The 13,672-nt window shown below is 38.6% G+C and carries 10 protein-coding genes; 8 read left to right on the top strand and 2 right to left on the bottom strand.

The window, feature by feature from the left end:
• From VE944_RS30705 to VE944_RS30685, 5 genes are all read left to right on the top strand, one after another.
• Window positions 1-286, top strand: a 286-nt coding sequence (locus tag VE944_RS30705) for a class I SAM-dependent methyltransferase (protein WP_475483637.1), incomplete at its 5' end; no start/stop codon positions are given.
• Between the two features lie 372 nt (window positions 287-658).
• Window positions 659-1,144, top strand: a complete 486-nt coding sequence (locus VE944_RS30700) for a hypothetical protein (RefSeq protein WP_324986517.1) — start codon at window positions 659-661, stop codon at window positions 1,142-1,144.
• A 72-nt stretch (window positions 1,145-1,216) separates the two neighbouring features.
• Window positions 1,217-1,597: a DUF423 domain-containing protein gene (locus VE944_RS30695; protein ID WP_324986515.1), complete on the top strand. Its 381-nt coding sequence runs from the start codon at window positions 1,217-1,219 to the stop codon at window positions 1,595-1,597.
• A gap of 275 nt (window positions 1,598-1,872) precedes the next feature.
• A complete protein-coding gene (phnD, locus tag VE944_RS30690) occupies window positions 1,873-2,763 on the top strand; it encodes a phosphate/phosphite/phosphonate ABC transporter substrate-binding protein (RefSeq protein WP_324986512.1) in 891 nt (296 codons plus the stop codon).
• A gap of 18 nt (window positions 2,764-2,781) precedes the next feature.
• The gene (locus VE944_RS30685) at window positions 2,782-4,638 is read left to right on the top strand and encodes a sensor histidine kinase (protein ID WP_324986509.1); all 1,857 of its coding nucleotides are present in this window, start codon (window positions 2,782-2,784) and stop codon (window positions 4,636-4,638) included.
• Window positions 4,639-4,687: 49 nt separating this feature from the next.
• On the opposite strand, the gene VE944_RS30680 is transcribed toward VE944_RS30685, so the two are convergent.
• Window positions 4,688-5,449: a nucleotidyltransferase domain-containing protein gene (locus tag VE944_RS30680; RefSeq protein ID WP_324986506.1), complete on the bottom strand. Its 762-nt coding sequence runs from the start codon at window positions 5,447-5,449 to the stop codon at window positions 4,688-4,690.
• A gap of 224 nt (window positions 5,450-5,673) precedes the next feature.
• On the opposite strand from VE944_RS30680, the gene VE944_RS30675 reads away from it, so the two are divergent.
• Together VE944_RS30675 and VE944_RS30670 are read left to right on the top strand one after the other, a co-directional pair.
• The gene (locus VE944_RS30675; RefSeq protein WP_324986503.1) at window positions 5,674-8,076 is read left to right on the top strand and encodes a GH116 family glycosyl hydrolase; all 2,403 of its coding nucleotides are present in this window, start codon (window positions 5,674-5,676) and stop codon (window positions 8,074-8,076) included.
• 2,070 nt (window positions 8,077-10,146) lie between these two features.
• On the top strand, window positions 10,147-10,482 hold the full coding sequence (locus VE944_RS30670; RefSeq protein ID WP_414690181.1) for a HetP family heterocyst commitment protein: 336 nt from the start codon (window positions 10,147-10,149) through the stop codon (window positions 10,480-10,482).
• Between the two features lie 780 nt (window positions 10,483-11,262).
• Here the strand turns inward: VE944_RS30670 and rpe are convergent.
• The gene (rpe, locus tag VE944_RS30665; protein WP_324986497.1) at window positions 11,263-11,970 is read right to left on the bottom strand and encodes a ribulose-phosphate 3-epimerase; all 708 of its coding nucleotides are present in this window, start codon (window positions 11,968-11,970) and stop codon (window positions 11,263-11,265) included.
• Between the two features lie 205 nt (window positions 11,971-12,175).
• Here rpe and VE944_RS30660 point away from each other — a divergent pair.
• Window positions 12,176-13,672: S8 family serine peptidase (locus tag VE944_RS30660; RefSeq protein WP_324986494.1), on the top strand; the 1,497-nt coding region annotated here is incomplete at its 3' end.

Below are 13,672 nucleotides of genomic sequence, written 5' to 3'. Positions count from 1 at the left end.
TCTCATCCACTACCCCCAAGAAAAAGCGGATGAGATGATTTCTCATCTCTGTTCTTTGGCACAGTCGCGGATAATTCTCAGTTTTGCACCTAAGACTTGCGCCCTGAGTATACTCAAGAAAATTGGCAGTTTCTTTCCCGGACCAAGTAAAGCGACTCGTGCATATTTGCATCGTGAGGCTGATGTGGTGAAAATTTTGGAAAGTAATGGCTTTTCATTGCAACGAAAAGCGATGACGAAGACTCGTTTCTATTTTTCCCGCCTACTTGAAGCTACACGCAACTAAATTTAGAATCGCAGCAAGATAAATATTATACCTCTGCTGCGATTTGAAAATCTGTAGGCTTAACACTGGTAAGTATTCTAGTACAGCGACCGCTCTGATTGGGAGCAGGAACAATTATTATAGCGATCGCACACCCTTATTTAAGTAATACAGGCAAAATTTATCCTCTATTGTTTACATTTAATCCGATCGCTTTCCTCCGTGACAAATAAACAGTCGGGGAACCGTAAGCGCCTAGATGGTATTAAATAAAAGACTCAAGAAGATAGAAGAAGCGCTGACAAACCTATCGTCAGGAGTAGATTGATATATTGGAACCTTTCCGAAAGTCAGGTTAAAATCGCTAGCAAAGTGTAAATCTGAAGTGGAACTATGAAAACTGCTGAAAAATTTGCCGCAGCTTGGCTACTGACAATGGGATTTATGTTTGTAACTCTATCAGCAGCAGAGGTATTTAATAAAACGACTATGGAAAAATCAATCACGCTACCCTTAGCTTGGGATGGTTCGATTGAGTTCTCAGAAACAAATATCCCTGTAATTGATGATACTACGGTAGAACGTCTAATTTTTGGCATTCCTACCCTAACACTGGGTACATGGTTAGCATTGGGATTATACCGTCAAAGCCGACAGGAGAAAAAGGCGCTTAATCAACAAGTTAGCGATCGCCTGCAATCGATTTTTTATAAAATGCTACAAGAAAATCATGGGCGCATAACTGTATTAGGCTTTGCCATGCAGTCACAATTACCCGCAGCCCATGCTAGGCAATATTTAGATGAAAAAGCTAAAGACTTCAATGCAAACTTTAAGGTGAACGAAGAAGGGGCCGTATCATATCATTTTGATGTCTAATTGTCATTTGTCCTTTGTTATTAACTAATGACTAATGACCAATGACTAATAATTAACTTACGGCTAGGTCTAATGACGCAGATTTTTTTAAGCGTAGCTGCTATTTTAGGCGGTTTATCAGTTGCTGCTGGTGCTTTTGCTTCCCATGCCTTGCGGGAAAAAATTAGTGAGCGATCGCTAGAAATTTTTGAAACTGGCGCTCGTTACCAAATGTATCATGCTCTGGCACTTTTTCTCGTAGCGATATTAATTAGTCGCACCGAATTTCCTCAACCCACTCTCGTAGCTAGTGGATGGCTATTTATCATTGGCATTGCTATTTTCTCAGGAAGCTTGTACGCCCTTAGCTTAACCGGTATTAAATCTTTAGGAGCGATCGCACCAGTAGGCGGCGCAGCCTTTCTTGCAGGTTGGGGTACTTTAGCTTTTGCCGCTTGGAATTTAAAGTTTTAAACAGGTCAGGAGTTAAGAGTTTTAAGTGAATGAATTCAAAACTCTTAATTCCTAACTCTATTTTTTGATGCTAAATTCCTCCTTTTTATGTAAAACAAGTCTAAAAAGCAATAATAAAACAACAAAAATATTTTCTAATAGATATTATTTCTAAACTTCATGAAATTTATTTCCGTAATTTTACAGAAGCCACAAATACAAAAAAACAATAGACTGCATAAGTAAATTCCTAAATAATTGTTAAAAGCTTTACATTTGTAATATCATTTAAACTTATGAAAAGGCGAAACTTGCTTTGGTATTCGCTACTGTTTGCTGCTGGTTGCACAACAGGAGTAAATTCTAATAATAATAGCTCAGGTCAACAAGCAATAACTGCACCGAAAAATCTAAAATTTGCAGTGACGGATATTGCTGGCATGGAAAATTTACAACGAGATTATGGACTTTTCCGTACCACATTAGAAGACATATTAGATGTAAAAATTGAGTTTTTTCCTGTAGAAAATCCCACAGCAGCAGCACCAGCACTTTTATCTAGGGAAGTGGATATTGTATTTGCGGGGCCTTCAGAATACTTAATCTTGAATGCTAGGGCAAAAGCTATTCCAATAATTGCCATCGAGCGCAGCAACTACCATTCTATTATGGTAGTTCGTGCAGATAGCAAAATTAAATTGTTATCTCAACTGAAAGGCAAAACAATTGCCATGCGAAAAGTTGGCTCAACTTCTGGTCATCTTGCTCCCACAAAGCTACTGATAGATGCTGGATTAGATCCAAAAACTGACTTCAAAATTGTCATGTTAGATGATAAGGGAGCACAAGCTTTAAAAAGAGGTGAGGTAGATGCTTGGGCAATTGCATCTGACAGATACAAAAATATTCTGGAATCTGAAGGCTTACTTGAAAAAGATTTTTCTGTAATATTTAAAGGGCCATTACTTCCTAGTGATGTAATTGTTGCTAGTAACCAGTTAGCATCTAATTTCATAGCAGATATGCGATCGCGCATGATTGAGCATCAAGATAAACTAATGCAAAGTTTGCTGACTGCTAAAGCAAACCAAAAGTATAAAGGAGGCAAAATAATTCTGGCAAATGATGCTGATTATAATATGATTCGTGAAGTTTATCAAAAAATGGGACAAGGTAATTTTTTATAATAGATAGTAGATAAATGAATGATAGCTGATACGAAAAAATATTTAAAAGGATTTTTTCTCTCGCTTATTCACTTAAGTGATAGCTGGAATATCGCTAAAAAGATTAGTTATGGCTATACTCTGGCAGTTAGTATTACTTTTATAGGTACAACAAGTGGTTTGTTAGTTTCATACCGCTATGAAACACTTGCTCAACAGCAGTTAAATTTATCTTATCAGCAACAATCTCTGTTAAAAGATTTAGAAAATACAATAACTAGAGTCAGATTACATCCACAGAGGTTAGTTACTGTTTTAGAAAATTCTATTTGGCTAGAGTTTGAAAAAAACAAATTTCTAGATGAAATGAGTCAAGTTGATCGACAGCTATCTGAAATAGAAACATTTATAAATAGTCATGCTCATAATTCAAAAATAGATAATACAGATTTATTTATTTTATTGAAAAATTATAAAAAACACACAAAAGTCTATACTAAAATAGTAAAGGATTTTTGGCTAAAGATTGAACAAAATCAATTTTCACCCAAAGAAACTAAATTTGAGCAGCAAGAGTTACTATTTTTTTTAAAAAAACAAGTTAATATTTCTGTAGAATTTGAAAAACTTTCAGATGAGTTAATCAGGATTATAGGATACGCTGAAATTCAAGAAAAACAAGCAAATGTTAGTTTTGATAGTGCCCAAAAACTGCGGATCAAAGTTATTATTGGAAGTATGCTGTTATCAACTGCGATCGCAGCGATACTAGCACTATATACCAGTAGATTAATTGCGCGTCCTTTACAAATAGTTACTAATGTTGCTAAAAAGATTACTCAAGAATCAAATTTTCAACTTAGAGCTAATGTCACAAGCAAGGATGAAGTAGGAACATTAGCTACTTCCCTGAATCAATTAGTGGAATGGGTGGGAGATTACACCCAAGAATTAGAACTAGCTCGCCAATGTTTAGAGCAACGGGTAGAAGAACGAACCCAAGAACTAGAACTAGCTCGCCAATGTTTAGAGCAACGGGTAGAAGAACGAACCCAAGAACTTCAAAAAACCCTGCAAGACTTAAAAGAAGCTCAAGGGCAATTAATTCAAACAGAAAAAATGTCTTCTCTTGGGCAGATGGTAGCAGGTATAGCTCATGAAATTAATAATCCTGTTAATTTTATTTATGGTAATATTCAATGTGTCAGTGACTATACTCAAGATTTATTTAGTTTAGTGAGTTTATATCAGCAAGAGTATCCAGAGCCTATATGGTTAATAGAAGAAAAAATTGAAGAAATTGATTTAAATTTTATTAATAAAGATTTGCCAATCCTACTTTCTTCTATGAAAACGGGCGCTGAACGCATCCGGGAAATTGTACTGTCTTTGCGGAACTTTTCTCGATTAGATGAAGCTGAGATGAAAGAGGTGGATATTCATGAAGGAATTGATAATACTCTGTTAATTCTAAATCACAGGCTTCAGCCAGAAATTGAAGTAATTAAAAAGTATGGAGATTTACCTTTAGTTGAGTGTTATCCAGCACAACTAAACCAAGTATTTATGAATATTTTGAGCAATGCTATAGATGCTCTGCTAGACCAAAAAGCTGATTCAACTAAGAATAAACACATTATTATAGATACATTAAAGATAAATGATATTTATATTAAAGTAGGTATCAAAGATAACGGTTCTGGAATTTTACCAGAAATTATAAAAAAACTATTTGACCCTTTTTTCACAACTAAGCCAGTGGGTAAAGGTACTGGATTAGGTTTAAGTGTTTGTTACCAGATAATTGATAAACACAAAGGTAAAATAGAAGTAATCTCTGAATTAGATGAAGGCACAGAGTTTATAATCATAATACCAATTCAAACACAGAATTAAAAATAACCCAAGTTGTGCTTTAAAAAAATTGTGAGCAAGAAATAAAAACTCATAATTCATAACTACTCATTCTCAGACGTACCAACAAATTATGCAAAGCTGGATTCGCTGAAGGCACTTCAGGTAATGGGCTACATTCATATACCTCCTGCAATTTATTACGCAGACATTCATATTCTATTTGATGAAAAGCTAGATTAATATCTGACAAAATAGACTTTTCTGTACCTGCTAACTTTTGGGCAATTAAATCAGGAATGTATGGTAAATTAAACACCTCATTCAGCCTAATTAAATTAGCTTCAAGTACCCCTGTTTGCATTAGATGAATTCCCGTTAATAGAACCCGATAAACATATAGTAATGCCTTGATTCGATAGGTCTGTTCTTGATTAAAAAGTTTCCATTGTGTTGCAGCAAACCCAAGGTAGTGATAACTATGGTGACGAGTAACGCAATTCTTAGCAATAAATTTTAATTCTTCATGTTCGGGTGAAGTGGTTAATATTAAAGGTGAATACAGTTGTTCTAATACGTAACCATTTTTTTTAAGTAGCATCAAAAAGAATTTTTTGACATCATGAGTTACTAAATCAATTTCTAAAGATTCTCGAACTTTTGAAACTTCAATAGTTTCATTCCCAGTCTCTAATCCCACCACTTCTCTAACTGGTAAAATATGCACACCACGCAAGTCATAATCAGAATCAGGTGACGGGAAACCATATAAGTGGGAACCACTGATGATGGCAAATAAAAGCGGGTAAGGCTGTTGCCGAATAATTGTGTTAAGTAAAGGTGGAATATTCATAATATATAGTTTACTCGCTTACCTCCGTGCGCCTGTTTCTTTAGAGCATCTTGTTTTTTAAGCCTTCGACAAAACTAGACTTGATATCCTCTCACCACTGATTCGGAGTATCGAATAAGTTGACACCAATGCAATGCCGTGTCCTTGCATCGTTGTGCCCCTTGAGAAAAATCACACATCGCGCTAGTCTTCATTGACGTAACTGCACAATGTAACATTAAGCGATGACAAATCAACTCTCTGTGAAAATTCCCTCTTGCAGTTGGAGCCGTCCCATCGGCTTAGGCTGGGACAAACCTTATACCGTCCGCTACGCAAGTAATATTGATGATGGCCCTTGGCATGGTATGCCTTTGGGCGGCTTTGGTGCAGGTTGCATCGGTCGTTCTTCACGGGGAGATTTTAATCTGTGGCACATCGATGGCGGTGAACATACCTTCAAAAACGTTCCCGCTTGTCAATTCAGTGTGTTTGAGTCCAATAGCACATTTTCCCAAGCCTACGCTTTATCTACGCAAGCGCCCGATGATGGCATTCTCAAAGCTTGGCAATGGTATCCGGCAAATCCCACGACAAAGGAAACAGGTAATTATCATGCGCTATACCCACGTAGCTGGTTTGTGTATGAAAATATTTTTCAAGCACAGTTGACTTGTGAACAGTTTTCCCCAGTCTGGGCAGGCAATTACCAAGAAACTAGCTACCCTGTAGCAATATTCCTCTGGAATGCCCACAACCCCACAGATACACCCATTACTCTCAGTATTATGCTCACTTGGCAAAATATGGTGGGCTGGTTTACAAACGCTCTAAAATCTCCCGAAGTGCGGGTGCGCGATGATGGTAGTCCAGTTTACGAATACCAACCGCGCTGGGGCGAAAGTCAAGGAAACTATAACCGAATAGTTGAAAATACACAACAGTTTGGTTGTGTTTTAGGTCGGCTTGTTAGTGATGCTTTGCAAGAAGGTGACGGAACTTGGTGTATTGGGACGCTAAAGCATCCCCAAGTGGAAGTATTTCACCACACCCGATGGAATCCTGATGGTACGGGCGATGAGGTGTGGCAAAGCTTTGCTAAAGATGGTTCTTTGCCTAATTATCTAGATACGACAGCAACAGAGAATGCACAATTAGGGGCTGCAATCGCACTCCGTTTTACTCTCCAACCGGGTGAAACTCTCGAAATCCCCTTTGTTCTCGCTTGGGATTTGCCGATCACAGAATTTGCCGCCGGAGTCAACTATTATCGCAGATATACAGACTTTTTTGGTAAAAGCGGAAACAACGCTTGGGCGATCGCATCTACTGCCCTACAAGAATATCAAACTTGGCGATCGCAAATTCAAACTTGGCAAAAACCGATTCTCGACCGCGAAGATTTACCCAACTGGTTTAAAATGGCTCTATTTAATGAGCTTTATGACCTCACTAGCGGCGGTACTCTCTGGAGTGCAGCATCAGAACTTGACCCTATCGGTCAGTTTGCGGTGCTAGAGTGCTTAGATTACCGTTGGTATGAAAGTCTTGATGTGCGATTATACGGCTCTTTTGCTCTGCTGATGCTGTTTCCAGAACTAGAAAAGTCGGTAATCAGGGCATTTGCACGGGCGATTCCTCAAGGTGATGATACACCCCGGATAATTGGCTATTACATGACAATTAAGGCAGAAAGCCCGATTGCAGTTCGCAAAGTTGCAGGTGCAACACCCCACGATTTAGGCGCACCCAATGAACACGTTTGGGAGAAAACCAACTACACCAGCTATCAAGACTGCAATTTGTGGAAAGATTTGGGTAGTGATTTTGTTTTGCAAGTATACCGTGATTTTCTGCTCACGGGTGCTGATGATGTAGAATTCTTAGCAGATTGCTGGGATGCGATCGTTCAAACCCTCGACTACCTGAAAACTTTTGACATTGATGGCGATGGGATTCCCGAAAATTCTGGTGCGCCTGACCAAACCTTTGATGATTGGCGGTTACAGGGTGTCAGTGCCTACTGTGGTGGGTTATGGTTAGCGGCACTAGAGGCTGCGATCGCAATTAGCGATATCTTATTAACTCACAACCTTGGCGACCTTGCCGACTTGGCGGTTCAAAAGTCCACTTATGAAACTTGGTTACAACAATCTCTTCCTATTTACCAAGAAAAACTCTGGAATGGGCAATATTACAAACTTGATAGTGAAAGTGGTTCCGATGTGGTGATGGCAGATCAATTGTGCGGACAATTTTATGCTCGTCTACTGGACTTACCAGATATTGTACCGAGCGATCGCGCTCTCTCTGCCCTAAAAACTGTTTATGACGCGTGCTTTTTGAAATTCTGCAATGGTGAGTTTGGTGCTGCTAATGGTGTTCGTCCTGACGGTTCACCAGAAAACCCCAAAGCTACTCATCCCCTAGAAGTCTGGACAGGGATAAACTTTGGACTGGCAGCTTTTCTTGTGCAAATGGGAATGAAAGATGAAGCGTTTAAGTTGACGCAAGCTGTGGTGCAGCAAATTTATGACAATGGTCTGCAATTTCGCACCCCTGAAGCTATCACCGCAGCTGGTACTTTCCGCGCTAGCACTTACTTACGAGCAATGGCAATTTGGGGCATTTACTTAGTTATTAATTAATTTACCATCAAAGCGGTTCTCGTCTTGATGCAATAACGTAGAGGCGCACAGCTATCATGCGTGTCAACTCAACGTGAAAGCCAATCTAGAACAAGCTTTTATCGCAATACGCTTGGGTTAAGCATTTTCTCATTCTCTCTGTGTCGCGCCAGTTGCTACCCTGCGGGAACGCTAGGAGCGAACAAGTCGGGGAACCCGCCCAACGCACTGGCTTCTCTGCGCCTCTGCGGTTAGTTAAAAAAATTGACTTTGACAAAGAGTTTTAACCTTAACCCAAGCATATTGGTCTTTATCTTAGAAAGCAGAGTCTAAACTTGTGACTATATTTTCCAAGTGTTTCCGGAAGCGAAGGAAAATTTCAGTAATGGTAAGAGTTGAAGCATTGAGAATTCAAGGCTGCTCTATGCCGACTATATCTTTGTTTTAGACCGAGGTATTCTTGTTGAGCTTGCGAATTCAGAAAAATTGCTAGTTTTTACTAGTATTTAGCCTAACTAGCACAGCATCCGCAATCTCAATTTTATAAAACTTTTAAAGATTAAGACACATATAGAATTCCAATTTTATTTTTGAAATCCACATAGGGTTCGTTACGCTCTATTAACACACGCTATAAGACTACTTTTTTTTGAAAAAAATATGATTTCTAGAAAATGTGCTGCTGAATAAATTTAACAACCTTATGTATCAGTTAACTTTATCTCTTCACTAATTCCTCTAATATACTATCTACTTAATCTGCTAAATATTTTTTATGAAAAGCATCTTGGTATAGGTGTTTTGCTTGATTTCAAGTGTTTATATATAATTAGAATTAACTATCTTTATTCCCACTAACCAGGATTTTTTTAAACTAGACTGTTTATCATTACTAACTGATAATCATGAAACAATTCACGATCAGTTTACAATGATTTCATTTAGATAAGCTTAAGCTGTATTTCTTGATTTACAAGAAATATAATTTTCTAATTGGACTTATTAACAAAATATGTCCAATGTTATAGATACGAACGTTTTTTAATATTTAAACTTTCTTGTTTTTAGAAGTTGTTTTACATCGTAGTTAGTGGTAATATTTTCTAGCGACTCGACAATAATAAATGGTTTAAATTGAGATTGTATGGGGGGTCACACCCCTCATGAATTAGCAAAGGAGGACAAAATTAAAAGCTGCACAAGACGCAAGTACGTATCTAAATACATTCAGTAAATTTAGCTTAAAATCTACTAAAGTAGTAGATGACATTAACGAAAAAAAATAGTATAAATACGAATGGCATTGTTAAAGCTCAAAGATAAATAAATTTTTCACACTACTCAAAAAAATATGGAAACTTGCCGGAAAATGCTTAATTAAGCAGTAGTAAGAAATACAGGCGTTTTAACAGAGAAAGTTTATTGAACTAGGAGTTGAGAAAGTTTCAGAGGACAAAACTGTATCTACCAAGAGCTACGCCGAGACTTTTGTCCTACCAGTTAGATGAGAAGACAAAAGATAAAATTTTACCTTTCACTTACTAACAAGCTATAAGTACAGTTTCCTCAATTAATCGGAGGGAATCTGGATAGTTAGGACTGAGCAGCTAACAAACTTGATTAAAAACTTGATTGTTTTTAATCAAACGTTAGTTCATGAAAAAAATCATCAGGTCAAATGCAGTCGAAACCTCAAGCCAAGGGGACAGTTCAGGAATGAATCTATATCATTTGTATCCTTACTACGAGCTAGCTCTTGCCAAAACTAGTTTACTAGGGGAGTTATCAGCCAAAATTACTAAAATGCTCAATAGCACCAAGGTAAAGCTTAAACAGCAGAGAAGTTTCAGCCTGTATCTTTATCATTCAAAGCTACGAGAGCCAATCAGAGTTTAGGAAAATTATGTACGCGTCTGTTGATTGATAGATTTTTATCCTTCGTCAACATCCAACACTGCCAAATTGCTGATAATTACCTGAAAGCGATTCAACACCTACAAAAGGTTAGTGCAGTTTGTAACCCTCAATTGAAACACTAACAATCGCAGAAATTTAACTAGCTTACTTCATCCAAGATAACTAAACACTATGATGAATCAAGACATTGCTGGTATTAGTAGTAACTTAGATACAACAGTCAAAGCTCAACAACTTGACAAAGTAGTTGAAGCAATTATTGCTGGAAAGTACTCCTGGGCATGTGTTTTAATGCTACGGTTTGCTGGGTATAATCCTCTCCATTACATTCCGTACCGTACCTACAATCGCTTGCTCAAAGAAAATTCTCAAACCAATAGAACAAAACAACAGCAAAGTGAAAATCTAAAAATGCTGAAAGATTCAAGACCTGCTTATCTTGAGGTAGTTGGAAAGCAAAAACCAGAAGGCAGCCAAGATATTTCCTTGAAACGCTGTGGAGTGAATTAAAAACAATTTGGAATCCACAGATTCTGCCCTAGAGTTGATTGAGTGTCTGAGAGCCTACTATGCTAATTTAAAATTTTTAGCATGGTAGGTTCTATATAGCAGTGATTATTTTTTTGCAGAAATGTGCCAAAATGGCAAATATATACTAAGGATATTGGTAAACTAATAACAACTACAACTTAAACCAAAATAGAGGTGATTAACGGCAAACAGATTAATTTTAATAAATAAAATCAATGATTAGTTCTGACTATGAAATCAATCAAACTTATTACAAAAGTAGTCAGCATTTGATGGAGTAAATAACTCCTATACCAAGACCAACGATACAACCGTTGCTACTGGTGGTTCTTTTTCTGAGGAAGTCTCAGCAAAGAGAATTTGGGGAGGTGGATTCCCCCAATCCAAATTTTACACAGCTTTCATCGACTGCAGACGATGGGAGTAATGCTAATAAAACTTTCTATCCTGTGGTTGGTGTTGCTTTAGTTAAATAAAGCAAACGCTTAACACCAATAATAGGAACGGAAACAGAAAAGTTACGGTAAAAAATCGTTGTCGTGGTTGGTAAAACTAGTAGGTCTCTACGCTTCTCTTTCGACTATTGTAATCCTAGTCCTCCCAACCTGGATTATCTCTGGTTTCTAAATTTTCAATTTATATAGCAACTACTGGAAGTTCAAAACTTGAATAGCTTCCAGTTTTTTATGTCTAAATAAAAGTAAGGTGAGCAATTTGCCCACCCTACTTTTTGTAGAGAATGGTAAATCCAAAAATGAATTAAACCTTGGCTAATTCTGGGGTAGGACGCTTGCTGTTGCGAATCGATGTAATAGCCTCAGCATAATCTTTAGCGTTAAATACAGCTGAACCGGCGACAATTGCATTAGCTCCCGCTTCTAAAACTTGCCAGGTATTATTTGCCTTGAGTCCTCCATCCACTTCAATCCAAGGGTCAAGACCGCGTTCATCACACATTTGACGCAGCTTGCGGATTTTGGGTAATACACCAGGGATAAAGCTTTGACCACCAAAACCAGGGTTGACGCTCATAATCAGTACTAAATCGCACAAATCTAGAACGTGTTCAATTAGCTCTAGAGGGCTACCAGGATTAAGTACAACTCCAGCTTTCTTACCAAGCTCTTTAATTTGCCCCAAGGTGCGGTGCAGGTGGGGAGAAGCATTATGCTCGCAGTGTACAGAGATAATATCGGCACCTGCTTTAGCAAATCCTTCTACATACTTTTCTGGCTCCACAATCATTAAGTGGACATCCAGTGTCTTGGTCGTAACCGGACGAATCGCCTCCACAATCAGAGGGCCTATCGTAATATTAGGTACAAAACGACCGTCCATGACATCAACATGAATCCAATCGGCTCCAGCCGCGTCTACGGCGCGAATTTCATCACCCAGACGACTAAAATCGGCTGATAGGATAGATGGAGAAATGACAATGGGTTTTTGAGATAGGTTTTGGGTCATGGCTAGTGGGTTTTTAAGCGTCCTCGTCTGTAAGCATTGTAACAAAACATTGAGCAAGACTCATAATTTTGATCCCGGATTTTTTGGGAGTAGGGAGAATAATAACTCCTAACTCTGCTCATTTCATTTTGGATTTGGGATTTTTCCTTCAATCCCAAATCCAAAATTTAAAATCTAAAATTGAATGACTAATGGCTAATGGCTAATGGCTAAAAAACTAACCTGGATAATTTGGGGATTAAGTGCTTCTTGTCTGAGTGCGCCTGTAATTGCTTCAGCTTTAGAATTTGCTCTAGGAACTAATGGCATTGACGCTCTGAGGCTACACCAAGCTCCTTATAATTTAATCGGTCGCAAGATTGCTATTGGTCAAGTGGAAATTGGTCGGCCTGGAATGTTTGGGTGGGATAAGGCGGTGTCTAAAAATCGCGCCATTTCTTTAGCTGCGGTGTTCTTACGCAATGGCCCAGCTAAATCAAATAGTGGTGTTGACCCCCACGCTTACAATGTTGCTGGGATGATGGTGAGTCAAGACAAAGCTTTGCCGGGAGTTGCTCCAGGAGCACGACTGTATTCGTCTGCGGTGGGTTCTACTAAAAATATGGGTCAGCCAGAAGAGTGCTTATCAGCCCAGCACCTAGCCTTACAAAATGGTGGCGATGTCCGGGCGATTAACTTTAGCTTTGGTGAACCTCTGACCCGCGATCCTAGACCAGAGGCTACTTTAGACGGCAATGCTTTACTAACTTTATGTGTTGACTGGTCTACTCGCGTTCATGATGTTTTGTATGCGATCGCAGGCAATCAAGGTAAGGGCGGTATTCCTATTCCTACAGATAATTTTAACGGAATAAATGTGGCTTTTTCATCTCGCCGAGGAGGAGTTTTTAACAAAGTAGATGTGGCTAATCTGGCGGGTGCTAATCAAGGAGTGAGCGGAAGGCTAGCTGGAAAGGAATTTAATCTTGATGACCGTCGTGCTATCGGTTTAGTTGCTCCTGGAAATAATATTCCTTTGCTCAATCCAGATGGCAAAGTGAACAAGGTTACAGGTACTAGTTTTGCAGCGCCTCAAGTTACGGCTAGTGTTGCTCTGTTGCAAGAATTTGCTGATAGACAGATACGGACAAAACAACCACACTGGAGCATTGATGCTCGCCATCATCAAGTAATGAAAGCTGTATTGCTGAATTCAGCAGACAAAATCCAAGATAGCGGTGATGGCTCGCTGTTGGGAATGAGCCGGACACTAATTGATAAAAAAAATCAAAGCTGGCTGGATTCTGATGCTTATAAAGATTCAAAAATTCCCTTGGATGCCCAAATGGGAGCGGGTCATTTAAATGTATTTCGCGCTTATCAGCAACTTAGTAGTGGTCAATGGCAGCCATCAACAACTGTACCTGCCATTGGTTGGGATTATCGCACAGTCAATGCTGGAACGTCTGTTGACTATATATTAGCAAAACCGTTAAAACAGGGGAGTTTTGTTGCTGTTACTCTGAGTTGGGATCGATTGGTAGAACTCAACGATAAAAATAAAAACCAGCAATATGACGTAGGCGAAAATTTCCGCGATCGCGGTTTGAATAATCTCGATTTATACTTAGTAAAAGCTAATGCTCAAAACTCAGATGCTGGTGCTGTTTGCTCCTCAATCAGCCAAATCGATAGTGTAGAACATATTTTCTGCCCCGTTGCT

Origin of the sequence: Nostoc sp. (genome assembly GCF_035638895.1) — a bacterium.
GTDB lineage: Bacteria > Cyanobacteriota > Cyanobacteriia > Cyanobacteriales > Nostocaceae > Nostoc.
This window is presented reverse-complemented; position numbering and strand designations above follow the sequence as displayed.

Bases quoted from the DNA above. Each gene is read 5' to 3' on its own strand.
- VE944_RS30680 (WP_324986506.1), bottom strand. From the start codon at position 5,449: ATGAATATTCCACCTTTACTTAACACAATTATTCGGCAACAGCCTTAC.
- VE944_RS30670 (WP_414690181.1), top strand. From the start codon at position 10,147: ATGAATCAAGACATTGCTGGTATTAGTAGTAACTTAGATACAACAGTC.
- VE944_RS30675 (WP_324986503.1), top strand. From the start codon at position 5,674: ATGACAAATCAACTCTCTGTGAAAATTCCCTCTTGCAGTTGGAGCCGT.
- rpe (WP_324986497.1), bottom strand. From the start codon at position 11,970: ATGACCCAAAACCTATCTCAAAAACCCATTGTCATTTCTCCATCTATC.
- VE944_RS30700 (WP_324986517.1), top strand. From the start codon at position 659: ATGAAAACTGCTGAAAAATTTGCCGCAGCTTGGCTACTGACAATGGGA.
- VE944_RS30695 (WP_324986515.1), top strand. From the start codon at position 1,217: ATGACGCAGATTTTTTTAAGCGTAGCTGCTATTTTAGGCGGTTTATCA.
- VE944_RS30685 (WP_324986509.1), top strand. From the start codon at position 2,782: ATGATAGCTGATACGAAAAAATATTTAAAAGGATTTTTTCTCTCGCTT.
- phnD (WP_324986512.1), top strand. From the start codon at position 1,873: ATGAAAAGGCGAAACTTGCTTTGGTATTCGCTACTGTTTGCTGCTGGT.